We start from the raw sequence: 22821 nt of genomic DNA, 5'->3' as shown, positions 1-22821 counted from the left end.
ATGGCCGCGCAGACGCAGGCCCGGACCTGCGGGCTCATCGACGGCTTCGGACGCCGCGTGACCTATCTGCGCCTCTCCGTCACCGACCGATGCGACCTGCGCTGCGTCTACTGCATGTCGGAGGACATGAGCTTTCGATCCCGGCGGGACATCCTGAGCCTGGAGGAGCTGGCCCGGCTCGCGCGGCTGTTCATCGCCCGCGGCATCGACACGCTGCGCATCACCGGTGGCGAGCCGTTGGTCCGACAGGGAATCCTCGATCTGTTCAAGGCGCTCTCCGAGCCGCTCCGGGACGGTTCGCTGCACGAACTGACCCTGACGACGAACGGAACGCAATTGCCCCGCTTCGCCGAGGATTTGGCCCGAAGGGGGGTCCGCCGGATCAACGTCTCGCTCGACACCCTCGACCCTGAGCGATTCCGGACACTGACCCGCGGCGGCTCGCTCGCTCAGGTGCTGGACGGAATCGCGGCGGCCCGTGCTGCGCGTCTTGCGGTCAAGCTCAACGCAGTCGCTCTGAAGGATGGGACAGAGCACGAGATCCACGATCTCATCGCCTTTGCGCACGAGCGGGACATGGCGCTGAGCCTGATCGAAACCATGCCGCTCGGCGATATCGGTGCCGACCGCCTCGACCAGTACCTGCCCCTCAATGCCCTGCGCCGGCAGATCGAACAGCGTTGGACGCTGGTCGACGTCCCGATGCGCACCGGCGGTCCGGCCCGCTACGCCCGGATCGCGGAGACCGGCGGCCTGATCGGCTTCATCACCCCGCACACCCACAATTTCTGCGCGGATTGCAACCGCGTGCGAGTCACAGCTTCCGGGACCCTCTATACATGTCTGGGGCAGGACGATGCGACCGACCTGAGGGCGATACTTCGGGTTGGCGGCAGCGACGACGATGTCGTGCGCGTCATCGATCAGGCGCTGGGCCGGAAACCGAAGGGCCACGATTTCGTTCTCCGGCGAGGCACGCCGCCCCAAATCACACGAACGATGTCCGAGACCGGTGGGTAATGCAACTTGGCCGCATCGAGATGCCGATGGCGGCTAGCGTTATATTTGATTGAGGGATTTATTACGGTGTCCGCCATAATCAATTATTTAAATTAATTTTATAGACCGCACCTACAACCTAGTTATCAGAAAAACCTAATATTTTAGACGGAGATATTTGATTTAAAGACATTGACTGACTAGCTGCACGACCGAGATAGGTGCGAAGCAGACACGATTCTTATTCAGCTCACATCGGGTTACTGCCCGCCTCTCGTCGATTTCAGACGGCGGTGGTTCGCAGTTCTGTTCCGAAGGGTATGGGTTTTGGCGCGCCAGACACGTTTCGAACGTGTGACCTTTGCCTTCGGAGGATTAACATGCTTGGTTTGCCCGGGGATACCCCAGTTTGTTGGGATTAGCTAAAACTCTGATATCGGGGTGTTTTTTCATCCCTGATGTTTACCAGAGATCCCGCCGTTATTCCCGAATGCCCCAATCTGTGGTGACACTCTGGTGACACCAGCAAGAGGGGGCAAAGGTCTGGCATGCCGAAGCTGACCGAGAGGGCGGTCGATGCCGCGCCCCCACGAGACGTCACGTATTTCGTCTGGTGCAGCGAGCCGCCGGGCTTTGGCATCAGCGTGTTCCCGAGCGGCAAGCGGGTCTACTACGCCGACTATCGGACCAAGGGCGGCACGCGCCGGCGCATGTCCCTCGGCACCCATGGCAAGCTTACCGTCGAAGAGGCCCGCAAGCTCGCGATCGTGACGCTGGGAGACGCGATCCGGGGCGAGGATCCGGCGGAGGAGCGTGCCACCCGCCGTGGCTCGATGACGATCGCGGAGCAGTGCGATGCCTACCTCATGGCAGCCGACAAGGGCCTGATCATCGGGAAGGGCGGCCAGGCCAAGAAGGCCTCGACCCTCTACGTCGATCGCGGCCGGATCGAGCGGCACATCAAGCCGCTCCTGGGCCGGCGTCTGGTCGCCGATGTGACTGCGCCGGACGTCCAGCGCTTCGTCCGCGACGTGCAGGCCGGCAAGACTGCTGGCGTGGTCAAGACGGGCTTCCGGGGCAAGGCGGTTGTCGAGGGTGGCCCGGGCACCGCGGCGCGCACCGTTGGGCTCCTGGGCGGGATCCTGAGCTACGCGGTCAGCGAGCGTGTCATCACCTCGAACCCGGCCACCGGCGTGAAGCGACCGGCGGACAAGAAGCGCAAGCGGCGCCTGACGCCGGCCGAGTACGCCGCGTTCGGCAAGGCGCTCGCCGAGGCGGAAGAGGGCGCTTCGGAGCGCTGGCAGGCCGTGGCCGGTGTCCGCCTGCTGGCGCTCACCGGTTGCCGGCTGGGCGAGATCACGAAGCTGTGCTGGTCAGAGATCGATTGGGCCGAGCCGTGCCTGCGGCTCGAGGACTCCAAGGAGGGCGCCTCGGTCCGGACGATCAGCAAGGCCGTGCTGCTGATCCTGGACGGCATCGAGCGGGCCCCCGGCTCGACCTACGTCCTACCGACGGCGCGGGGAGGGCAGGGGCCGTTCGCCAGCCTGGATGATGCCCTTGAGCGCATCGTGGGCCGCGCTAAGCTGGAGGGCGTCACGGCGCATACCCTGCGGTACGCCTTCGCCTCGACGGCCGGCGACCTCGGCGACAGCGACTCTACGATCGGCGCGATGCTGGGCCACGCCGGGCACGGGGTCACCTCATGGGACATCCACCATCTCGACGTGGTGCTGCTCGCGGCGGCGGACCGGGTGGCGATGCAGATCGCGGGGGCGATGAGCAGCACCAAGCAACAGTCCGGCTCCACGGAATGACTGGAGTTGGCTGATTGCTCGGGTGGAGTGAGCCGTTTTGGTCAAGGCCGGGCGAGCCGTGATGATATGGCCGCCCGGCAAGCACGCGCGCAGATCGCGTGCAAGGTCACGCGGGGTAGTGTTCATCGCCCTCTGGGGTCGTACCCTGGCCCTGGAATGGGTCAAGGACTGCCACCGGATGATGCTCCGGTTCATTCGTCGCGTCGATACAGGGTCCGAGGGATAGCGGCATGGTGTTGTGGGCCTGGTTCAACTCCCTGTCGCTTCTCGACCAACTCGTGATCGGGGCATGCATCGCCGCGATTCTGTGTGGCATCTATAAGGCCGGCTACAAGCATGGGTTTGCGGCCGGTGAAGCCGCTACCAGGACCCGATCGAAGATCCCATGGCCCTGATTTCAACGCCAACGAGTCTCGGTTCGGTATAACCCCATCGGCACGATCACGATTGGGGCCGCACTGATGTTCCTTGTGCTGGTAGGCGTCGGCCGCTGGTGGACGCTGTGGTAGCTCAGAAACGAGCAAGGCCCGCCCATACGGCATGCTGACCGATTGAGGTAGCCTAAGAACGTCGAAGACGCCGCTACGCTTGATCGCTCAACATATGCGGGAGAGGTGGCGATGAGGGTGTTTCAGATCCGTCAGGTGGCGACAGGCACGATCCTCTGGACCGGCTCGGCCGCCGACCCGATCGCAGCCCTTGACGCCATGGCTCACGAAGCCGGGTACTACGATCATGCCGATATCCCGGATCACCTGCGGGCTGGTGGCCTGCATGCCGAAGAGATCCAGATCTGACGATATCGCGCCACATGCCGCCGAGCGGCCAACCGACGTGCGAGGTGGAGCTTGACGGTGTGTGGAGCGCTGTCAGCCTCCTAAAGGCCCGCACCATCTACAGGATGGTGCCGAAGCGCTGCCCAGCTTGCCATGGGCGGGCGATCATCGCCGGCAACGTCACTGCTGGTGGAACCTACAAGCTGCAGCACCGCCACAGCCATCCCGGTTGTCCACTGACGCCGGCTGATTTCTCGGGCACTCCATTGCGGCACCCGCAGGCGATCGGATGACGCCGGCTCAGCCTTCGCTGTCACCCCCGGCCTTATCGTCGCCGCCGTCCAACAGCCAATCAGGTAGGATGGGGATGACCTCTCCAGCCGCCTCACCAGCGGACTCCAAAGCTCTTCCCGCTTTCGCCTCTGGGCTTTCAGCCCGAACCTCGGCGAACAATTTGCGCGCCAGCCGATCCAGCTCCTCGTCCGACAGCGTCTGGCCTGGATCTTCCATCATGATCAGGAGCACCTAAGGCATCGGCCGCTGGGCCCCGCCCGATCTGCTCATGGGGCGGGGGGCGTCCGATCTCACTGGCGGTTGAGCCGATACGCAACGTGGCTCGGGATGCAGGATGGCGTGGGGCGGTTACCGGGGCGTGCTGGTCGTCTGGGCCGGCCGTCCCGGGCCGGGATTCAGCACGAAAAAACCCCGCGAAGCAGCTGCCGGCGGGGCTGAAGGTGGTTCGGGAGGAATCGCTCGCATCAAGCAAGCGGTGGGCCAAGTGCCGAGTTTCAAGCATCCTCATCGGGCGCGGCCGGCATCGCCTCGAGGGCGGGGCGCCGGGCCTGCTCCTTGCCGCCCGAGCGTCGCGATGAACCAGCCATCCTCCGTTCGGGACGGTCCTCGATCCGTCTCGCGCGAACGAGCGGCGCGGCGGCTAGGCTGGTGCGGTCCAGCCCACCACCGCGGTCAACGGATCGCTGGAGCCCCCTTCGGGCTTCAGGACATGCGTCTCGACGCGCGCGAATCCTGCGCGCTGCAGGTACAGGCGAACCAGTTCCGCATGTCCGGTCCCATCGAGGGCACCCCAGATCGCGACCGCCTTGGTCGGGAAGCAGCGGTTTGAGAAACTGATGACCACCGGTGCGCCGGGGCGCAGGACGCGCGCGAGCTCGGACAGAACTTCCACGGGGCGCTGCAGATACTGCACCGAGACGCAGATCAGAGCCGCGTCCACGCTGGCCGTGTCGAGCGGCAGGTGCGGCTGCGCGTTGAGATCCTGCACGAAATGCCGCGCCAGGCGCGGATTGGCGGTGAGCTCCGTTGCGTTCAGGCCATGGCCGATGACGCTCTCGTAGACGGCCACTTCCGGCAGGTGGCTGATCCAGCTCGACATCAGGTCGAGAACCACACCGCCCGAGGGTACGACTGCCCTGTAGAGGTCGGTCACGGCGGCGATGGCAGCAGCATCGATATGGGTGACGAGGCGCGGCTGCGCGTAGAAGAGCGGATCGGGACTGCGATCCTGCTTGGCGAACGCCTCTGCGGGCAGCTCCGGCAGATCCTGAGCCATGGTGGGTATGCCTTCGTGTCGCGCGAAGCATCGGACTTGCGCCGCCTCCCCGCCCGGGGGGCGGGTGGGCACCCGATGCCACCCGGAGATAAGGCCCGATGCGCCCCGCGGCCCACCTCGGCGCAAGATGCCGCATCGGAAGGCTATGGCCGAGGGCGGTTCGCGCCGGAGGGGCTGGCCACCACCAGACGCATTTCGCGCCGTGCAAGAGTTCGCTAACCGACGGCCGTCAGCGTCTGGGATATGTCCAAGCGAACGACCCGAACTGTGAGAGGCGTCCTCTGGGTCGCTGCCCTCGCACTCTGTTGCTTCTCGGCCGTGATGCTGGCGAAGGCCAACCGGCCATCCGCGGGGGCACTTGCGCGTCCGGCCACCACGGATCCGGTGACGACAGGGTCCATTGATCGGGCTCCGATCCGATGGTGCGGGGCCGCGCCATGGTGCCGCTAACCTTCGATACCCTTCATGCCGCCTGATGAGGACATTATGCGACTTCGGATCTCTCTGCCGGTCGTGCTGATGCTCGGCGCCGTGGCAGCGGCTCATGCACAGGGCTTGGCGCGCGGCGCACAGGATGGTCGCGAGCGTGGTGAAGCCATCGCAGGACCGCTCGGCGCAGTGGTCGGAGGGGCGATCGGCGCGGCCGTCGGTACGGCCAACAGCATGCTCGGCATCGACCGGCGCGAGCGCTTCCGCATCTACGTGATCGGCGAGCGACGTCCATCGTTCGCCTACGCGGGACCGGTGCGGGTCGGAACGGTGCTGCCGGAGGACGGAGTCATCTACTACGACGTACCGTCCGAATTCGCATTGCCGAACTACAACTACACCATCGTCAACGACCACCCCGTGCTCGTCGAACCGCGGACGCGCCGCATCGTCGAGGTGATCGAGTAGGCCGCTTCGGGATCCCTCGACCTCGGCGCAGCCTGGGTGTCACCCGCTTGGTGCAGCCCAGGCGGCCAGGGCGGTCGATTGCCCGGCGGCTCTTGGGTCGTAGGGCCGGTTTCTCGCTCCCGGGTCGACCTGCGAGCCATGGCGCCACAGGGGCGGACCTATTGGCTGGAGCGCCTGTTGCCGACTCGGATCCGCAAGTGTGGATCAGCGAGGTCTCTAGGTGGCAGAACGGCATTCCAGTCAAAACGGTCAGCACGGTGGCCCCGGCATGCCGATGTTCTGCGGGGTGATCGGCGGCACCGGGCTGATGCTGGCAGCGCTGACCGTGCTGATGGCCGGCCAGATGGCGAGTTCGCACAGAACGATCGGCTATGCGGCAGATGCTTCATCGCTCTCCAGCCCCCCTGTAGGGGCGACTGGCGTTTCGTCCTCTCTGCAATCGGCAGTCCGCCGCACCAATCCATAGGAGCGTGCTGTGGCTGATCCCGTTTCCGACCCAACGCGTTTGCTGATCGTCTACTACTCGCGCAGCGGCAGCGTGGAAGCCCTCGCAACTGCTGCAGCGCAAGCCGCGCGAGAGTCAGGGGCCGAGATACGCCTGCGGAGGCCGCGCGAAGTCGTCGATGCAGCGGTGATGGCGAAAGTCGACGGATGGACCGAGAGCGCTGCGCGGCAGAATGCCCTCTACGAGGCTCCCACGCATGAGGATGCCGAGTGGGCCGACGCGATCCTGTTCGGCACACCTTGCTATTTCGGAGCTATGGCGACCGAACTGAAGAACTACCTGGACCTCCTCGGTCCGCAGTGGAAACGCGGCTTGCTCGCCGGCAAGGTCGGAGGTGCCTTCGCGGCGGCCTCCTGGCCACACGGCGGATCCGAGGTCGTCACGCTCTCGCTATACGCCCCGATGGCGCATCTGGGCATGGTGATCCTGCCGACCGGCTACACCGACAGTGCCATGCTGGAGGCGGGCTCGCCTTATGGCGCGTCCGCCATCGTGGGTTCAGAGAACCGGCCACCCCGGACGGAAGATCTCGATGCAGCCCGCCATCAAGGTCGGCGGATGGTGGCGATCACGAGCGCATTGATCGCAGCCGGAGAGATGCCAAGCCGGCAGAAGGCGCGCTAAGCGAGGCCGTCCTTGGCCGCCTTGTCCGGATCGTCGGGTTTGCTCTCGGCGTCCTTCACCGGATCCTTGCTTTCAAGCTCTCTGCCCGTCGTCGGGTCAGGCACGTTGACGTTCCGGATCGGCACCGTCGGCGGCACGATGCTTTCGCGCTGTAACTTGTCGGTCTCGGTCATTAAGTCCTCTCGCCTTGTTACCAATTATCGCTTCGGTGAACTGACGGCTGGATCAGGTCACCGCGTTGGCCGCTGCCGTTCGTGACGCCACAACGCGACGGCAACGCGCCGGGCCTCGTATGTCCGTCGAAGTGGCGTACCGAGGCCGCCCTGTCCTTCGGGCGAGAAGGCGTAGATCAGCACTCCATCCGGCCCGTAGTTTCGACGCATCTCGGCGCGCCAGAGCAGATCCGCTGCGGCGAGGGCGGACTCCGTGAGCGCAAGGCGGGCGGGGTCCGGCGGGGGTAGGGGTTGAGCGGTCATGTCACGAAACGCAGCGATCTGGCAGACGATCCGCTCGACACCACGCATCGGCACCAACCGTCATGAGCGTACGCTCGGGCGGCGCGCCTGGACCCACGATCTCTGCGGTCGGCAATCATTCCCGCAGGTGGCGCGACCGCACCAATAGTCAGCCTGAGAGCGAGCGCGGCAGTATCGGCGAAACGGGAGGAAGCGGATGCAACGCCACCACGCCTCACGTCGCTGAAGGGAGCAGTCGCAGCCCTGGCCGCCATGATGGTCGTCAGGTTCTAAGCCGCAGTTTCGATTTCAACGACAGGCTCCACGTCTTCACAGAAGGGGACGTAGGCGCACCACCCGCATACGCCCGTGTCGGCCGCCCTGGGCGCATTCCATTGCGAACACTCCGGGCAGACCTTCACCACGATGTGGGAGCCGTGGACGAACGCCAATCCGCGACCGCGAAAGGTGGCCGCGCCTTGAGGGAGCTTTTTCAACATAGGTATTCCCTGCGTACTACTGCAGGTTGATGTCAATGAGCACTCAAGGCTTCCAGCCCTGCTTAATCAGCGTGGCTATCGCGTGAGGGCGTCCTCGTGCTCGGCCGCCTCGTCATGCCCCTTCCAGCGCAAACCTTGTGCGTTCGTAGCGGGCCGAGGTCACAAGAGGATGACCTGTTCCTGTTTCTTGGGCCGGCCGGCACTTACTGCCGCTTCCTCTGGGGCTGCTTCGACGATGATCGAGCCTTCCCGGAAAACAACACGCACGTCCGCGTAGCCGGCGACGTGCATGGCCCGGATCGCCCGTGCGATGTCGGCCTGGGTCACCTGGGCCGGCCGACGAGGCATCGTCTAACCCTGCGGGCGGCGGGGTCGGCCGCCTTTGCATTTCCCGTATTTGTCGAACTTCGGCTTTGACAGTGCGCGGAGCTTAGCTTCTAGGGATGCCGATGCAGCCTGATGCGCGTCGCTGGGCGTGCCTCCTTTTGGCTTGGCGCGAAGATCCACGGCTGCGCGATAGGAGGCTGCTATGGAGGAGGCCGCACGGTACTCATCGGTAAGGTGTGAGGGCGCCTGCCGTTCGACCGAAGGTTTCGCCGGGTGTCGGTTCCGTGCACGCCACTCACTGATGAATCTAAGGGTCGTGACGATTCGACTGCCGAGACGCTCATAATCGAGGTCGCCGCGGGCGGCGGCGCTCCGCAAGGCCAAACCCGTCACGACGCCATCGGGGAAAGCAAGTCGGGCCGCGGTCTCTAGAGCCTGTTATGAACTATACGCGGGGGTGGCGCGCTATGGGGCATGAGCCTGGATCGCACTGCCTATCCGTCCGACGTGTCCGATGAGGAATGGGCGCTGGTTGCGCCGTATCTGGCGCTGCTGCGGGAGAGTTCGGGCCAGCGCGATCACGACCTGCGGGAAGTGTTCAACGGCCTGCGGTTCATCGTGAAGACGGGGGCGCCGTGGCGGTTCATGCCGCACGACCTGCCGCCGTGGGCGGCGGTGTACCAGCAGACGCAGCGCTGGCTGGCAGCGGCGTGCTTTACCGATGTGGCCGGCGATCTGCGGGCGGTGCTGCGGATGGCGGCGGGCCGAGAGCCGAAGCCGTCAGCGGTGATCCTGGACAGCCGGACGCTGCGATCCTTGCCCGAGAGCGGCGACCGGTCGGGCTACGACGGGGCCAAGCGCAAGCGAGGTTCGAAGGTTCATCTGGCGGTCGATACGCCAGGCCACGTGGTGGCACTGCATGTCACGCCGGCCGATGCCGACGACCGCGGCGAGGTCGATCGCCTGACTGGCGCCGTGCAAGCAGAGACGGACGGAAGCGTCGAGACCGGCTTCGTCGATCAGGGCTACACCGGCGCGCGGGCGGCTGAGGCCGCTCGGCCGCACGGGATCGCGTTGGCGGTGGTCAAGGCCCCCGAGGCCAAGCGGGGGTTCGTGCTGCTGCCGCGCCGCTGGGTGGTGGAGCGATCCTTCGCCTGGGCCACGCGCTGTCGGCGCCTGGTCGAGGATTACGAGCGTTATACCAGCACGCTGGCAGGACTTCACAGGGTCGCCTTCGTCTGCCTCATGCTCAAACAGGCCGGACAACTGATGACGAGTTCATAACACGTTCTAGGTGCAGCGGCGTGTCGTCGGTGATCTCGGATCGGTCCGGGAGGAGACGGAGGCGTTTCGTCATACTCCTCTCCAGCAATGGTTGGCACCGCCCTCGCGCGTGAACGCATCGATGACGTTCAGCATCCGGTACTTGCGCCCGTTGTGCGTACGGTGCTCGACGAAGTCGTACGACCAGACGTGGTCAGGACGCTCCGGCCGCAAGCGGAGGCAGGAGCCGTCGTTGAGCCAAAGGCGCGCTCGCTTGGGCTGGTGGGCTGGGACCTTGAGCCCCTCCCGTCGCCAGATCCCCTCATCCTGAGCCTGTCGAAGGATCGACACGCTTCACGTTCACCATCCAGCCGTCGCGCTGGAGCAGCGCGGTGATCCGACGGTAGCCATAGCGTCCGTACTGCAGCGCCAAGGCGATGATGGCGCCCGTCAAAGCGGCCTCATCCTCGACCAGGACGGCGACCTTGCGCTGCGTCGATCCTTCGACAGGCTCAGGATGAGGGATGCTGACCCAGGACACGGCAAGCGAAGCGTTCGGACACACCGTGCTCGGCAACGACGTGTTCGACACAAGCCCGGCGGCGAGCCGGGCTCAGAAGTTTCCCGAAGCCGCCTCCTTCAGGATCAGCTTCTCCAGGGTCAAATCGGAGATCGCTCGACGAAGGCGCTGGTTCTCAGTCTCCAGAGACTTCAGCCGCTTGACCTGATCACCCTTCAGGCCGCTGTACTCGGAACGCCAGCGGTAATACGTGACTTCCATCACCTCGATGGACCGGATTGCTTCGGCGACCTTGCGACCTTGTGAGACCAGAACATCCACTTGGCGCAGCTTGGCAACAATCTCTTCAGCCGTATGCCTCTTCCGTCCCATGACAACATCCTCCACATGGCTCGAAGCCATACCCTCAGGGAGGACCACTTTTCAGGGGGCAGGCCAGAACCATTCTTCTGCGAGCGGCCAAAGCATCGCCACATGCGGGGCCAGCCACTCCGCCATTTCGCGAGCCGCCGGACTATGGACAGAAGATGCACTCGTTATGGAACCATGTCTCTTGCGGTCTTGCCTCAAGGTCGAGATGACGTCCTTGTTGATGACTTGGGCAAAGGCTTCGAAGTCGGAGCTGCGCGCCGATTTCTGCGCAAAAATTTACACAAACAATTATCTCGTATCATTATCGCATTGCTTTCTGACATTCGCCAGCACATTGTGCGACTTCTCCAAGCATAGGTGCACATCGTGGACGAAAATCTGGAAACGCTCGAGCGCGGCGCGACCGACTACATCGAACTGACGTCGGGCCTCGTCTCTGCCTACGTCTCGAACAACCACCTGCAGCCGAACGAGATCGCGACCCTGATCGCCAACACGCACGCTGCGCTGACAGGGCTCGGCCAGGCGCGCGCGACTGAAGCCCCGGCGGTCGAGAAGCTGACCCCGTCACAGATCCGGAAGTCGATCACGCCCGACGCTCTGATCAGCTTCGTCGACGGCAAGCCGTACAAGACCCTGAAGCGGCATCTCAGCGGCGCCGGCACGACCATCGAGCAATACCGCGAGCGCTACGGGCTGCCGCGGGACTACCCCTCTACGGCCGCCAGCTACTCCGAGCAGCGCTCGGCACTGGCCAAGAGCCTCGGCCTCGGCAACCAGCGCAAGAAAGCGGCTCCGAAGGCCACCGAGCCGACCGCGACCGTCTCCGAGAAGCCCAAGCGTGCCGGCCGGCCGCGGAAGGTCAAGGAAACCGCCGAGGCCTGAAGCCCCCCCCCGGTGATCCGCGTATCTCCCAGCGATCCCCATATGCCCACCTATCGCAGCGGTTGAGCCTAGCCAGGCTCCCGCCGGCGAGCGCGCCGGTCGCCGTGTTCCCCCGTTCACGCGCGGCCGGCGCGTCCTTTCGCAGCAAGGATCAGGTGTCGCAATGCAGGTGCAGCACGCCTCACCCAGCTCGGCGGCCGCAACGAACGTAGGTCGAGGTGCCCATGGCACTCGTCCAGGTCAAGCGGTCACCATTGACGGCTAGGCGGACCTGGGAGGACCAACGGTGATCGCGGTCACCACAATCAGCTGCCATCGACCAGGCATTGCCGGCTCGATGGGCACCGCGGAAGCTGCAGATGGTGTCGGCAGCCTGAGCACGCTCGGGCGTGATCGTCGCTGGGACGAATCCCTTGCGCCGCGAGGGAGCGCTGCAGGCGTCCGTAGTAGGCCCCCAGGTCCCAACGTAGTCCAGGCTGGCTGAAGCTGGCCGGGGCGTGGCTGGAGGCACTGTGGGTTGCGCTACGATGGCCGACGGTGCGGACGGCGGCACGCTAGACGGGGCCGCGGCAGGCGTGACAGGCTCGGGTGCGGCAACCAAGATAATAGGCCGAGAGAGGTCCGCCATTTGATCGATAAGCGGTTCGCCGATGGCCTGGATCGTCGAAGTTTGGAACGGCAGGTCCTCGTAGAGATAGGCTGCGCAGTAGGCGAATAGGCCACCCCAGCCGAGAACAAGCAGGATCTGGAGCGCAGAGCCACGTCGGTCCTTTGGCTGAAACCCAACCGATGACCCGCCTAAGACAATCGCCCCCATTTCCCCCTCCTACGGTGCTCCTCAGCAGTTTCCTGCACCGCAGCCAATGCTGGGCATTACTCAGGAAAGGAGCGGCGTGAATGCAATTGGCACTCAACTGACATCGCGATGTCGCGACGATATATTAACTTCAGATAAATAGTTAACGATGAGTTAATAAACCGAATTTCAATTCCATGCTCGCCGAGCTCTTCCGCGACATCGTGTAGAGCCACGGGCGGCGCATGGCGAAAGCGGGATGAAGCACCAGGAACCGCCCGCACGCTGGCGCGGCTACCGAGACGAATTCTGCCTCACGTTAAGGCAGCGGACCATTGAGGGTGTAGTTTCGGCTCTCCTCCCAAGCCCCACCTTCAGCCCCGCCGGCAGCCGCCGAGCGGGGCTTTTTCGTGGCCTGGGCTTTGCCATGGGCGTCGGCTCGTCGATGAGACCACGAGCCAACTTGCGGCGCGCTCCTGACGGGGTGCGCCGCACTTTCCACGACAGCGTGCAGAACCACGGGGGGCAGCTGGTGAAAGCGGAGTAGCCCTGCTTCGGCAATCCGTTCAAGGGCATGGCACTGAACGGATGGCTGATTAAGGTTCAGGCAAATAGCAGATGGCGGTCGCCTGGGATCAGGTACAAACCCAGAGATGTTTGGCATTTAGATTTTTTTAACCATGATATACCACATTCGCTGTGGTCGTTGGTCCTGGATCAGCAATCCTCAGCCCGCCCGGTCCGCCGCGCGGGCTTTTTCTTGGCCGGACCCTGTCCCGGACTACCTAACAGCAGGCCTGCCGGATACGCTTGCACAATCAGCTTCTGCGTAATCCGCAGCAGAAGGAGGCCCCGGGTTCGCGTTGAGATCGCGCGATTCGCTATTATACTACCGCTGGTTGCAATTCCGGTTTTAGCACGAGTGGCGAGTCCGATGGCGCACGCCTATACGGTACGAAAATACGACGACAGAAATCAAACTGATGGTCTGACAAGTTTGTTTGTTTTTGTTCCATGCTTAATAGTATGGACAATCGGCGTTATTTTTATGCTTCCGATTACAATACTGGCTTTTCCTGTTCAATATTTCCTTGAACATAAGCCAAAACTACAAGGTAATATCGTCACTGGCCTGATGATTTTAGGTGCAGCAAATGCAGTTGTTACACCGTTGTCAATTTTTTACGTTTATTGCACTTAAACCATAATATTCAGCCGAGTAACCCTGTTCTTTAAGGCTTCTATTCGCCCGGAAGATTGCAAGGCCTTACGACGACCTGGGGCCAGCGATCCATGCCAAACGGCATGAGGACGGCGATCGGCTCCGGCACCTTACGGTCGCCCAGCAGGCTGTGAAGCGAGGTGCGACAGGCCTCTTCCATCTCAGATGGGGTGCGCGCGCCCGATGTTTTGAGATCGGCGATCAGGAGTGCGGCGATCTCTTGCGCAAAGGCTTCGCTGTCCCGCATGGGGGCCTCCGGTGCTGACCGAGTAAGCCTACTGGCGACCGGCCGCGTCAGGCATCCGCACAAATTGGCGTGTCCACATACCGATTGAGACCAAGGATGCGACGGGCGGATTAGCCGTCATCTCCGGCAGGCTCCGACCATGACGCTCCATAGCGTTCGATCAGCTCCTGGTGACCTGCTGGTGTGATCTCGTACTCGACGCTGTCTTCCGCCGGGATCGCTCGACCGGTGGCCAGGACCAGTCCGAGGGTCTCCAGGCGCCGCATGTAGACGCTGATCTGATAGAAGCGAGGTCCTGTCGTCGCGAGGTTGCGGAGGCGGTACAGACTGTTAGGCGCCAGCTTGTGCATCGCCGGTCAGTGTAACGATAGGCCGCTGCCGCGTCAGTCCTGGTTACGGCCATTTGGGCAGCGGCTCGACCAACTGCGCCCCACCGGCAGCGGCGACGAAGGCGAGGGCGGCGGTCGGAACGTCCCGAACGACATCAATGAGCGGCGCCACACAGCGCAGGGCTACTACCAGACGGGACTTCATCGAGCCGGGACGCGCGCGACGGCCATTCGGATCCGGAGCGCAGATGGTCTCACCGCGGACATGGGCGTCAGCTCATCCGATGCGAAAGAGGATGGCTACCTGGCCTGATCCGCGAGGCGGGGCCCGGGCACTACGACGTGTAGGCGGGATCGCCGACCTGGGCATGACGGAGCCGAGGGCGAGCGCGGCACGCTGACGGGGGCTTGAGAAACGATCTCGACTAACGGAGATCCCAATCTCTTCCCTCGTCCTGACAGGCTGTGGGTCGTTCGATCGATAGACGGGCCTTCAGGCCAAGACGAGGCGCGGGTCCCCTCTGCCGTGCGGGAGAGGGACAGGGCGAGGGATGCGACCTGTCCGGAGAAACCTGATCCCTCACCCCAACCCTCTCCCGTACGGGAGAGGGGGCCTTGCGCGCTCCGTCGAGGCCCGCTGGCGCGGGTATCTCAAGATGAGGTCGAGGGTCGGAGAGACGGGCAAGCAAAATCTAAGACTTCCGATACCCGTACTGTCAGAACACGGCGTGGTCGCCGCGCTCGGCGACGGCCTCGCCCCGGACCAAACGCGCGTAATAATCGAACAGCGTATCCGACCCCGTCGACGGCGTGGCCTGCGCATCGTATCGGCCCGTCGCCGGATCCAGGACGAGCATCGACTCCGTGGCGTAGTAGCGCCCGATGCGCGCGAGCTCGGCCTTGGCGGCCAGGGCCGGGACAAGCCGCCCGAGGGTGGACAGAACGGCGATGATCCCGTCCAGCAGCGCCACCGGCACATGCCGGAAACGCGGCTCACGCCCCAGCAGGGCGAACAGGTGCTCGCCCTGCGCCTTCGGGGTGATCGCCTCGCCCGGTCCGCCGATCGGGAGGACGCGATTGCGCCGGTCCTCGGCGTCGATGCAATCGGCGAGGTAGCGGCCCAGATCGTCGTCGCTGATCGGCTTGCAGGCCGTGAGCAGGCCGTCGCCGAAGACCAGGAACGGCTTGCCCCGTTGCACGCGCTGGATCTGCCCTGAGAGCGATTTGAAGAAGGCGGTCGGCCGCACGATCGTGTAGGCGAGGCCCGATTCCGTCAGCGCCTGCTCAAACGCCAGCTTGGCATGCTGGAAGGCGAGGATCGGCTTCTGGACGCAGATCGCTGAGAGCAAGATCACGTGCGTCACGCCGGCCGCCTCGGCGGCGCGCAGCGCGTTCACCTGCGCCTGATAGTCGATCGCCCAGGCGTCATCGGGCAGGCCGGTGCGCGAGGCGAGACACGAGACCAGGACGTCGAACGGCTCGCCGCAGATGCCGTCGCGCGCGAGCGAGGCCGGATCCATCAGGTCTGCGACCCGCGCGGTGGCGCCCTTGGGGAGGGCGGTAGGGTCCGCCGGCCCTAACGGGTCGCGGCGCCTGATGAGGCAGACGACCACGTGACCGCGCGCCAGCAGCGCCCGCACCGTCGCGCGGCCGATCGTGCCGGTGCCGCCCAGAACGAGGACGCGCCGCGGTGGTGAATCATCCGGCCGATCCACCCTCACGGCACCCGCTTGCGCAGCACGAAATTCGCCACCGCCAAGAACTTCTGAGCCCGCTTGCCGGTGTCGACCTCCGTGGTGAACACGTTGCCCTTTGAGCGTTTCGGTCCCGTGCTTCTGGTATCCGCGATCGCGTCGGACATGGTCTCGCCTCTCAGGCTTTCTTTAGCCGCACGCCCGGCCCCTCGCCGTTCTCCTCGATGAAGATGACGCCGGCGGCTGCGAGGGGGCTACCAGAGGCGCAGCAGATACCCGCCAGCAAGCACGACGACGGTGAGGGTGACAATCGAGAGGTAGAACCTTTTTGCGGCTTCGGTCCGAAGGTTGGCACGACGCTGGTCGGTTCGAGGCCTGAAGGCCACGATCTTCGGATCCGACACGTGCTGCGTCAGGCTCTTGGGTAGCCTGCGCTTCGATCGTCCCATGCGCATGTTCGCTTCCCTACGGCCGTCGCATCGCATTAAGAGCTTGCGTCAGGTGCCCCACGACGTCGTCACCCTCAGTCGCAGCCGGGCCAACATCAGGAGCCGCCTCGGCCTGCCCGATGCGCCTAGCGACCTCCATCAGCACGATTTCGACGGAAGGCGGCCAGGGTGCCCCATTGTCCAGAAGCATCCGGGCTGCCCGAACGAGCATGGTGAACTGCTCCGGCGGGATCGTCGTACCGGCGGCGTTCTGTTCCAAGATGCGGTCGGCGATCGCTGTTGCGAGCCGGGCGACCTCGGCCACCTTGTCGGGCTCTGCGTGGGAGCCGGTCAATTTGGATTGACCCATTCAGATCCCGCGCGGGGCCGAACGTAGCCTTGGCCAGCGGGCCAAGCTGTCACCGCGCGCACCCCAGTTGACGCTCCGTCGATCGTATCTGAGCCACCTGCTCTCGCTGGCGCGTCGACAGTGGCACGTCCGCCTCGTCGTCGAACTGGCACCCGGCATTGCCAAACGCTCGGATGGCTTGTGGGGTACGGAAGCAATAACCCGCGGCCTTGAAGATCGCGTTCCGCTCGGACCACAGCTCCTCGCACGATGACGAGGCGGATCCGCTCGGCACACTGCGGCCGCTCGCGGCTGTGCGGCAGCAGCCGACGTACCGAGCGCTCACCCATCCGGTCTGGCCGGACGGCAGCTGGATGTTCACCCAGCCGCCGTGGCGGCCGAGCTCGGTGAAAAGGGTGTCGGGCCCGAGTCGCGCGAGACGGACGCCTTGGGTGCCGCTCGGCAGACTGCGCAGAGCCAGGAAGTTGTCGCCGTAGGGATCGAGGCCAACTGGGTAGCTGAAGGCTTCCTGCTGGACCTGAGCCAGCGCCGGCCAACTCGCGACAACGGCGAGGATCGCAGATGCGGACAGAAGCAGGCGAAGAGACGGGAAACGACTAGGCTGAAACCCGATGCGGTGACACTCAGGTGACACCGGCGGTCTCTGCATCAGGGTTGATCCCTGCTAAGTCATTAATAAGATTGGCGCACCCGACACGATTCGAACGTGTGACCTTTGCCTTCGGAGGGCAACGCTCTATCCAGCTGAGCTACGGGTGCTAGCCGCGCCGATTTCCTAACCCAACCGCGCCGCCAGCGCAACGGCTTGGGTGTGCCTCTCTGAGGCGCGACAGGGAGGTATCGGGCCCCCCTGCGGCAAAGAGCACAGGCTCGAATCGTGGCGGGTGCGCGCGAGCGCTGAGCGCAAATGAGGCGGGCGGGCGAGGGAGGCTCAAGGGCGGCACGCGGCCTGTGGCGCGAACGCGCCGCGGCTTCTCCTCCGGACGGAGCGTTGGCTTGGCGCGACGATGCAGGGGTTCCGAGTGAGACCGGGAGGTGTTCCCTGGAGGGCGCGACAACCTGAAGGTGTTCGGCCTGTAGCCAGAACCCGGCGGCTGTGCTGAAAAGGTCCGACAAACAGCTGCAGGGCGTCTCGGCGCCAGCGGCCAGCGGGCAGCACGGTCTCGGTTTGCTACCGTCCCTCCATCTTGGCCCTGCGGCGCGGCCGCAGATCACGGCTGACGACCTGATCCGGCGCATCGCCGGTTTGGGGCAGGGCGCGCGTCTGGTCGTCCTGGGCATCGATCGCACCGCCATCGGCGCCCTCGTCTCGGAGGGCACCGACCGCAGCGCGCTGCTGGTCGCGAGCGGGGTCCAGCTCTCGGCCATGGCGCTCATCGACCGGCTCCTCGACGATCTCGCCGAGCTGGCCCTCGGACGCTGGCCGCATTGGCACGGCCGCGATGCGTCTCTCACTCCGGTCACCGCCGATCCTTGGCTGAAAGCGGCGTCGAAGCGCGCCAGGCTCGGCCTGGTGCCGCGCTTCCGCAGGATGGGGCGAGCCCTTGAGCTCCTTCGGCTTTCGCGTGCGATCGACCCCGCCGGCGTCGTTCTGATCTGGGAGGTCGATCCGGCATCGGCGATGCGGGCGCGTCCGGCGATCGAGGCGCTGGAATGGTGCACGCAGCACGGGGCCGCGGTGGTCGCGACGCTCGCCGTGGCCCCGCAGGAGACCGCGCCCTACGACCGTGTCCTCTACGGCGCCTATGAACTCGCCCAAACGGATAGCACAGCGGCCGAGCGTTTCATCGCACCGGTCGGTGCGCACCCGGCGAGCGCCATCGAGCGGCGGGTCGCCGACGCCCTCGCACAGGATGCGGACCTCAGGGACTTGTTCGTCTGCAATGCTCCTGTGCCCGTCGGGGCTTGGGGCGCGCGACCACGCGTCGACCTCCTGTGCCGGAAACACCGCGTCGTTGTGGAACTCGACGGTCCAGAGCACCGGGCGGAGCCCAAATTCGGCAACGATCGCCACCGGGACTACGAGCTGTTGACCGCGGGTTACCTCGTGTTGCGCTTGACCAACGATCAGGTCGCAGCCGACCTTCCGCTGGCGATCGAGAAGATCCGGGCCGTTGTCCGCCTGCGGCGCGGTTCGCAGGAGGGGTGAGTCGATGAGCGAGTCGGTAACGCCGAAGCAGGCGCTGATTCTGTGGTGCCTGATCGGCCGGTGCGGAAGCGCCCTGCAGAGCGCGATCACGCCCCGCATCGACAAGGCGGACCGGGAAGCCCTCATCAAGGGCCGCTACCTCGAAGCCGTGCGGCACGGGCGCTCGCTGCGCCTGACCGTCACGGACAAGGGCTGGAACTGGGCGGGCGGGCATATGCACGAGCCGCTGCCGCCGACCTTCCGTGTGCTGCAGGACTGGCTGGCGCGCATCCAGGCCGATCTCGCCGCGACGGGTCGTGCCCTCGCCGACCTCGTCGGGACCGCCCCCGACGATCCGGCACCGGCCGTGCCGCGCCCGCCCGCGCGCAAACCGGCGGCCAAGGGAGCGAACACGGGAGCGAAGAAGCCCGGGCCCAAGCAGCTCCGGGCCCGAATCGAGACCGCGTATCTCGCGCTGACCGGCGGGGAGAGAGCCAAGGCCGTGCGCTTGAGCGCCCTGAGGGCCGAGCTCGGCGACCTCGACCGCGCCACCGTCGATGCGGGCCTCGCGGCGATCCTGCGCGGCGACAAGACGGCGCGGCTGAGCCAGTTCAGCGATCCCAAGTCGCTCACGTCTGCCGAGCGCGAGGCGGCGTTCAGCCCGGCCGGCGAACCCTTCCACATCCTCTGGATCCAATCATGACCGATGCCCTCGACGCTCTGCGCCGGGTCGATTTCGATTGGGTGCGCACGCTCGACAGCATCTGGGTCGACACCGCGCCCATCGGCAGCCCGAACGAGCGCCTCGTCCCCGGCCTCGTCGCCGACCTCCACGCCAAAGCCCGCAAGCCGGCCGACCGCGCCATCGGCCGCGTCTTCGTCGGGCCGGCCGGCGTCGGCAAGACCCATCTGGTCGGGCAGCTCCGCCGCGAGGCCTGGCGCACCGGTGCGTGGTTCGTGCCCCTGGACGTCCTCGGGCTGACGGATTTCTGGCGCAGCGCGGCCCTGAGCTTCGTGACCGCCCTCCTGCAGAAGATGCCGGACGGACGGCGGCAATCGGATGCGGTGCTGGCGGGCGTGGCGCGCCGCTTCGGGGTCGAGACGCAGGTCGAGGCCGCGTTCAACACCCCGAATATCGATGCCCGCCGGATCGTCGATGTCCTCGTCACGGCGCTGATGCGGGTCGATGCGGCGCGGGCGCTCAAGCATCTCGACGTGTTCCGGGCGCTCTGCCTGCTGCGCTCGCAGGATTTCGGCGTGGTCGGCCTCGCCCATGCCTGGCTGCAGGGCTACGAGGCCGACCCGGTTGAGCGGGCCGCCCTGGGCTTCAAGACGCCGCCGCCGGCCCCCGTCGAGCTCGTGCGGGGCATGAGCTGGATCATGGCCCTGAGCGGTCCGACGCTCATCGCGGTCGACCAGATCGACGGGATCATCGAGAGCAGCCGGCTTGCGGCGGAGGATGGGCTCGACGCGGAAGCCGGCCTCGCCGAGGTGCTGGCCGCGGGCCTGCTCGAGGTCAACATCGTCTGCGACCGCAGCATGACGGTGGTGACCTGCCTCGAGGAATCCTGGGCGCGCCTCACGGCGCGCAGCCTCACGCCGATGCTGGGACGCTTCGGGGAGCCGACGGTGCTGCTGGGCATGAACGAGCAGGCGGCCGCCGCCGCCCTCGTGGCCGGCCGGCTGGCCCCGGCCTACGCGGAGACCGGTTTCGAGGCCCCTTCGCCGACCTGGCCGTTCAGCGCGCGCGCCATCGCGGAGGCGGCGGCGGCCAACATGATGCCGCGCACCCTGCTGATGCGCTGCGACGCCGTCCGCCGCCGCTGCCTCGCGGAGGGTGCGGTCACGATCTGCGACAGCCTCGGCAAGGCGCCGGATGCACCGGTAACCGTGGCGTCACCCACCGAGTTCGACCTCGCCGAGGCCTGCAAGGCGGCCGACATTTCGGGCATCCGCAGCGACGAGGATCGCTGGCTCGGCCAGTTGCTGCGCGACGTCTTCGACCTCTACACCCTGGAGGACGACCCGGACGACACGCTCGACGTCGCCAGCCGGGGCGAGCCCGACCAGCGGATCCCGCCGCTCCACGGACGGCTGATCTTCATCCATCATGACGAGAACGACCGCGAGCGGCACGTCTGCTACCGGGCGCTCCAGCACCAGAATGCCATCGCGTTCCAGGCCCGCCTGCGGGCGGCGCTCACGGCCTCGGGCATCTCGGCGCGGATCCCCGACCGGGAATTGCTGCTGGTCCGCCGCGGGCCCATGCCAGGCGGGTCCAAGACGAAGCAGCTCGTCGCGGCGTTCACGGCGGCCGGCGGACGGTCGATCGATCCCTCGGACGAGGACCTGCGGACCTTCGTCGCCCTGCGCGACCTGCACGCCTGGGCGCAGGCGGAGGGCATCTCCGACCGGTTCGAGCGCTGGATCCGCGCCGAGCAGCCGCTGGTGAAGACGGCCTTCTTCCGGGACGCGGGCCTCGCCCACGCGGCGGCCCGCGCAGAAGCCCCCGCATCCGGCGGGACGATCCCGGCCCTGCGGAGCGACGGAGAGGACATCGCTCTCCCGACCGCCCAAAAAAAGGTAGTCCCCGAGGGGTCCGACGCTGCCGGCAAACCCGCTTCGGCGCGGGCGGATGCCGATGGGCCGGGCCGCGCGATCCGGGCCGAGTGGACCGCCTCCGGGTCGGCTGCGCCGGACGCGATCCCGGTCGGGCACCGGATGACGCCCGACGCCCCCGAGGTGAGCCTGCCGCTGCGCCTGCTGCCCCGCCACACCGCGATCATCGCGGGCTCGGGCTCCGGCAAGACCGTGCTCCTGCGCCGCCTCGTGGAGGAGGCCGCCCTGGCGGGGATTCCGGCCATCGTGATCGATCCCAACAACGATCTCTCGCGGCTCGGCGACGCGTGGCCGGCGCGACCGAAGGGGTTTTCCCCGGAGGACGACCGCAAGGCGGCGCTCTACGCCGAGCGGGTCGAGGTCGTGGTCTGGACGCCGGGCGTGCATGCCGGCAACCCGCTGTTTCTCTCGGTCCTGCCCGACTTCGCGGAACTCAGCGCGGATCGGGACGAGCGCCAGCAGGCGATCGAGATGGCGGCCGAGACCCTGGGGCCGCTGGCCGGCGCCAAGACCAATCTCCTGCGCGGCGTGCTGGCCGGCGCGCTCCATCATTTCGCGGACCGGGGCGGGGGCAAGCTCAACGACTTCATCGCCCTGCTCGCGGACCTGCCCGACGGGATCAGCCCGATCGGCAACGCCGCCAAGCTCGGGCTCGGCATGGCGGACCAGCTTCATGCCGCGATTGCGACGAACCCGCTTCTGAAGGTGGACGGTACCGTGCTCGACCCGCGGCAGCTGTTCTTCGGGCGCGACCCCGCGCGTACGCGCATCTCGGTCATCAACCTGTCGGGCCTCGCATCGGACGCGGCCCGGGAGGATTTCGTGAACCGGCTCCAGATGACGCTGTTCGGCTGGATCAAGAAGAACCCGTCCCCGCGCGGCATGCTCTACGTGGTCGACGAGGCGCAGACCTTCCTGCCCGCCCAGAAGGCGTCGCCGAGCCTCGGCAGCGGCATCAAGCTCGTGGCGCAGGGTCGCAAGTATGGGCTCGGGATGATCGTGGCGACGCAGGTGCCGCGCGGCATCCACAACCAGGTCGTCTCCAATTGCACCACGCAGTTCTTCGGCCGGCAGAGCGCACCCGCGACCATCGCGGCCGCCCAGGAGATCCTCGCGGCGAACGGGGGCACCGCTGCCGATATCGGCAAACTGGGGGCGGGGGAATTTTATTTCGCCACCGAGGGCTCGGGACGGCCGGCCAAGCTGCGCACGCCGCTCTGCCTCTCCTACCACCCAGCCAACCCGCCGACGCCGGAAGAGGTCGTCCGTCAGGCCAGGCGCTCGACCGAGCCGGATACCCGCGCGGGGGCCTCCTGAGGCACCCGATCCCGGGCCGGCGCCGCCACGCGCGCGGCGACGGCCACGTTCAAGGCGCGGCACTGGTAGCCGCCTGCCTCATTGTAATCCTGCGGCATGAGCAGCTTCTCGGCGCGGCGCGGGATGCGCAGCTTGCCGAATCAGGTTGGTAGGGGCGGGGCGCG

The 22821-nt window shown here is 66.0% G+C and carries 23 protein-coding genes, 1 tRNA gene and 1 pseudogene; 12 read left to right on the top strand and 13 right to left on the bottom strand.

Going from position 1 to position 22821, the window contains the following annotated elements; genetic code table 11:
• The 3 genes from moaA (at position 1) to MKK67_RS25360 (ending at position 3610) form a co-directional block, all read left to right on the top strand.
• Positions 1-1020: a GTP 3',8-cyclase MoaA gene (moaA, locus tag MKK67_RS25370; protein ID WP_243970754.1), complete on the top strand. Its 1020-nt coding sequence runs from the start codon at positions 1-3 to the stop codon at positions 1018-1020.
• 527 nt (positions 1021-1547) lie between these two features.
• The gene (locus MKK67_RS25365) at positions 1548-2813 is read left to right on the top strand and encodes a tyrosine-type recombinase/integrase (RefSeq protein ID WP_243970752.1); all 1266 of its coding nucleotides are present in this window, start codon (positions 1548-1550) and stop codon (positions 2811-2813) included.
• Positions 2814-3433: 620 nt separating this feature from the next.
• The gene (locus MKK67_RS25360) at positions 3434-3610 is read left to right on the top strand and encodes a hypothetical protein (protein ID WP_243970750.1); all 177 of its coding nucleotides are present in this window, start codon (positions 3434-3436) and stop codon (positions 3608-3610) included.
• 279 nt (positions 3611-3889) lie between these two features.
• Here the strand turns inward: MKK67_RS25360 and MKK67_RS25355 are convergent, their stop codons facing one another.
• Both MKK67_RS25355 and MKK67_RS25350 read right to left on the bottom strand, forming a co-directional pair.
• Positions 3890-4114, bottom strand: coding sequence for a hypothetical protein (locus MKK67_RS25355; RefSeq protein WP_243970748.1), 225 nt, complete (start codon positions 4112-4114; stop codon positions 3890-3892).
• 409 nt (positions 4115-4523) lie between these two features.
• On the bottom strand, positions 4524-5159 hold the full coding sequence (locus MKK67_RS25350) for a class I SAM-dependent methyltransferase (protein WP_243970746.1): 636 nt from the start codon (positions 5157-5159) through the stop codon (positions 4524-4526).
• A gap of 486 nt (positions 5160-5645) precedes the next feature.
• Between MKK67_RS25350 and MKK67_RS25345 the strand changes: the two genes are divergently transcribed.
• The 3 genes from MKK67_RS25345 to wrbA all read left to right on the top strand — a co-directional run bounded on the left by MKK67_RS25345 (position 5646) and on the right by wrbA (position 7185).
• Positions 5646-6056 carry a DUF1236 domain-containing protein gene (locus tag MKK67_RS25345; protein ID WP_243970919.1) on the top strand — a complete coding sequence of 137 codons (411 nt, stop codon included), beginning with the start codon at positions 5646-5648 and terminating at the stop codon, positions 6054-6056.
• A gap of 220 nt (positions 6057-6276) precedes the next feature.
• Positions 6277-6522, top strand: coding sequence for a hypothetical protein (locus tag MKK67_RS25340; RefSeq protein ID WP_243970744.1), 246 nt, complete (start codon positions 6277-6279; stop codon positions 6520-6522).
• 9 nt (positions 6523-6531) lie between these two features.
• Positions 6532-7185, top strand: coding sequence for an NAD(P)H:quinone oxidoreductase (wrbA, locus tag MKK67_RS25335; protein ID WP_243970743.1), 654 nt, complete (start codon positions 6532-6534; stop codon positions 7183-7185).
• On the opposite strand, the gene MKK67_RS25330 is transcribed toward wrbA, so the two are convergent.
• Complete coding sequence (locus MKK67_RS25330) at positions 7182-7358, bottom strand: hypothetical protein (RefSeq protein ID WP_243970741.1); 177 nt, start codon at positions 7356-7358, stop codon at positions 7182-7184. The two genes, wrbA and MKK67_RS25330, sit on opposite strands and share 4 nt — an antisense overlap.
• Before the next feature lie 941 nt (positions 7359-8299).
• Positions 8300-8467, bottom strand: coding sequence for a hypothetical protein (locus tag MKK67_RS25320; protein ID WP_243970737.1), 168 nt, complete (start codon positions 8465-8467; stop codon positions 8300-8302).
• Positions 8468-8941: 474 nt separating this feature from the next.
• Here MKK67_RS25320 and MKK67_RS25315 point away from each other — a divergent pair, with 474 nt between their 5' ends.
• Positions 8942-9751: an IS5 family transposase gene (locus MKK67_RS25315; protein ID WP_243970735.1), complete on the top strand. Its 810-nt coding sequence runs from the start codon at positions 8942-8944 to the stop codon at positions 9749-9751.
• A 102-nt stretch (positions 9752-9853) separates the two neighbouring features.
• Here MKK67_RS25315 and MKK67_RS25310 read toward each other — a convergent pair.
• Positions 9854-10622, bottom strand: a pseudogene (locus MKK67_RS25310) (transposase); the annotation flags it as partial.
• Positions 10623-10988: 366 nt separating this feature from the next.
• On the opposite strand from MKK67_RS25310, the gene MKK67_RS25305 reads away from it, so the two are divergent.
• Both MKK67_RS25305 and MKK67_RS25300 read left to right on the top strand, forming a co-directional pair.
• Complete coding sequence (locus tag MKK67_RS25305; protein WP_243970733.1) at positions 10989-11507, top strand: MucR family transcriptional regulator; 519 nt, start codon at positions 10989-10991, stop codon at positions 11505-11507.
• A 1730-nt stretch (positions 11508-13237) separates the two neighbouring features.
• The gene (locus MKK67_RS25300; RefSeq protein WP_243970731.1) at positions 13238-13504 is read left to right on the top strand and encodes a hypothetical protein; all 267 of its coding nucleotides are present in this window, start codon (positions 13238-13240) and stop codon (positions 13502-13504) included.
• A 40-nt stretch (positions 13505-13544) separates the two neighbouring features.
• Here MKK67_RS25300 and MKK67_RS25295 read toward each other — a convergent pair whose 3' ends face one another.
• From MKK67_RS25295 to MKK67_RS25255, 8 genes are all read right to left on the bottom strand, one after another.
• Positions 13545-13772, bottom strand: coding sequence for a hypothetical protein (locus MKK67_RS25295; protein WP_243970729.1), 228 nt, complete (start codon positions 13770-13772; stop codon positions 13545-13547).
• A gap of 110 nt (positions 13773-13882) precedes the next feature.
• Complete coding sequence (locus tag MKK67_RS25290) at positions 13883-14122, bottom strand: hypothetical protein (RefSeq protein WP_243970727.1); 240 nt, start codon at positions 14120-14122, stop codon at positions 13883-13885.
• A 695-nt stretch (positions 14123-14817) separates the two neighbouring features.
• Positions 14818-15822 carry an NAD(P)H-binding protein gene (locus MKK67_RS25285; protein WP_243970725.1) on the bottom strand — a complete coding sequence of 335 codons (1005 nt, stop codon included), beginning with the start codon at positions 15820-15822 and terminating at the stop codon, positions 14818-14820.
• A complete protein-coding gene (locus MKK67_RS25280; protein ID WP_243970921.1) occupies positions 15819-15962 on the bottom strand; it encodes a hypothetical protein in 144 nt (47 codons plus the stop codon). Before MKK67_RS25280 ends, MKK67_RS25285 begins: the two co-directional genes overlap by 4 nt.
• Positions 15963-16049: 87 nt before the next feature.
• On the bottom strand, positions 16050-16250 hold the full coding sequence (locus tag MKK67_RS25275; protein WP_243970723.1) for a hypothetical protein: 201 nt from the start codon (positions 16248-16250) through the stop codon (positions 16050-16052).
• Between the two features lie 10 nt (positions 16251-16260).
• The gene (locus MKK67_RS25270) at positions 16261-16548 is read right to left on the bottom strand and encodes a hypothetical protein (protein ID WP_243970721.1); all 288 of its coding nucleotides are present in this window, start codon (positions 16546-16548) and stop codon (positions 16261-16263) included.
• 94 nt (positions 16549-16642) lie between these two features.
• Entirely contained in the window at positions 16643-16867 is a 225-nt protein-coding gene (locus MKK67_RS25265; protein WP_243970918.1) for a YARHG domain-containing protein, read from the bottom strand.
• A 408-nt stretch (positions 16868-17275) separates the two neighbouring features.
• Positions 17276-17352, bottom strand: a tRNA-Arg gene (locus MKK67_RS25255).
• Positions 17353-17959: 607 nt separating this feature from the next.
• Here MKK67_RS25255 and MKK67_RS25250 point away from each other — a divergent pair.
• From MKK67_RS25250 to MKK67_RS25240, 3 genes are read left to right on the top strand one after another with little or no spacing between them, the layout of a single operon-like run.
• Positions 17960-18742 (top strand): endonuclease domain-containing protein, encoded by a 783-nt coding sequence (locus MKK67_RS25250; protein WP_243970719.1) that lies wholly within the window; start codon positions 17960-17962, stop codon positions 18740-18742.
• A gap of 4 nt (positions 18743-18746) precedes the next feature.
• The gene (locus MKK67_RS25245) at positions 18747-19424 is read left to right on the top strand and encodes a hypothetical protein (protein ID WP_243970717.1); all 678 of its coding nucleotides are present in this window, start codon (positions 18747-18749) and stop codon (positions 19422-19424) included.
• Positions 19421-22657: a helicase HerA domain-containing protein gene (locus MKK67_RS25240; RefSeq protein WP_243970714.1), complete on the top strand. Its 3237-nt coding sequence runs from the start codon at positions 19421-19423 to the stop codon at positions 22655-22657. Before MKK67_RS25245 ends, MKK67_RS25240 begins: the two co-directional genes overlap by 4 nt.
• Positions 22658-22821 lie beyond the last annotated feature (164 nt).

The organism is Methylobacterium sp. J-072, assembly GCF_022829425.1.
Classification (GTDB): Bacteria; Pseudomonadota; Alphaproteobacteria; order Rhizobiales; family Beijerinckiaceae; genus Methylobacterium.
Note: the sequence above shows the minus strand (reverse complement) of the source record. Positions and strands in the feature narration are given on the sequence as shown.